The following is a 1083-nucleotide window of genomic DNA, read 5'->3' on the forward strand; positions in this document are numbered from 1 at the left end:
ACTACGAGCACCACATCGGAGATTATGCGCAGGCGACAGCGCATCTTACCTTCGTCGAGGATGCTGCGTATAGCCGCTTGATCAGGAAATATTACGCTGAAGAACGACCATTGCCCAAAGAATTGCCGGCGGTCCAGCGACTGATTGGTGCCAGAACTCGGGAAGAAAAATCCGCGGTCGAGAGCGTGTTGCAAGAATTTTTTTTCCTGACCGACGATGGATGGCATAACAAGCGCGCCGATATTGAGATACAGCGATATCGTGAAAAACGTAGCAAGGCTGCGGCATCTGCTAGGGTAAGGTGGGATAAAACGCAATGCGAATCTGATGCGAACGCAATGCGAACGCATACCGAACGCAATGCTCACCAGTCACCAGACACCATACACCAGACACCAATAAAAGATAAAGCACCTCCGGTGCTATGTCCTGATGGTGTTTTGGAAACAACGTGGGCTGACTTCGTAAAGCAACGCAAAGCCAAGAAAGCGCCGATCACGACTACCGCGATAAAGGGAATACAGCGGGAGGCGAACAAGGCTGGGCTAACGCTTGACGCAGCGCTGCAGATCATCTGCTTGCGTGGCTGGACTGGATTCAACGCAGACTGGGTAAAAACCAATGCGGAGAAAAGCCTGACCCCAAATCAGGCATCGAACCTTGCTTTTGCAAGGGCAATCTTTGGAGACGAAAGGAACATCGACGATGGGCAAAGAACAATCGACATTACCCCCGGTCAGACGATTGCCGGATTCTTGGGTGCAGAGGATTTTTAATACCATGCACGGCTATTACGGCAACCGCTGGGCCAACATGTGGAAGCTTGGACAGCTCACCGCGGACGGCATGGATACCGGTGTAGTCAACGCCATGAACACATGGGCTGACGCGCTCGGAGGTTACGTGGAATATCCAGATGCGATTAAGATCGCGCTTTCCAATTTGCCAGACGAGCCACCGACATTGCCAAAATTTAAAGAGATGCTGAGGCAAGCGCATGTCCCTGCAGCAGGGCCAGCATTGACCTACGAGCCATCGAAGGAAGAGATCGAGCGCAACAAGCAGAAGGTTGCAAAGATATTG

Annotated in this window: 2 protein-coding genes; both read left to right on the forward strand. The window is 51.9% G+C overall.

Features of this window, described 5'->3' with window-relative positions; translation table 11 throughout:
* Window positions 1–776: YdaU family protein (locus AC1QQ2_RS14355; RefSeq protein ID WP_479713652.1), on the forward strand; the 776-nt coding region annotated here is incomplete at its 5' end.
* Window positions 777–780: 4 nt separating this feature from the next.
* Window positions 781–1083: hypothetical protein (locus AC1QQ2_RS14360; RefSeq protein ID WP_479713653.1), on the forward strand; the 303-nt coding region annotated here is incomplete at its 3' end.

The sequence above is a fragment of the Aestuarium sp. genome, from assembly GCF_023253315.1.
In the GTDB taxonomy this organism is placed as follows: domain Bacteria; phylum Pseudomonadota; class Alphaproteobacteria; order Rhodobacterales; family Rhodobacteraceae; genus Marivivens; species Marivivens donghaensis.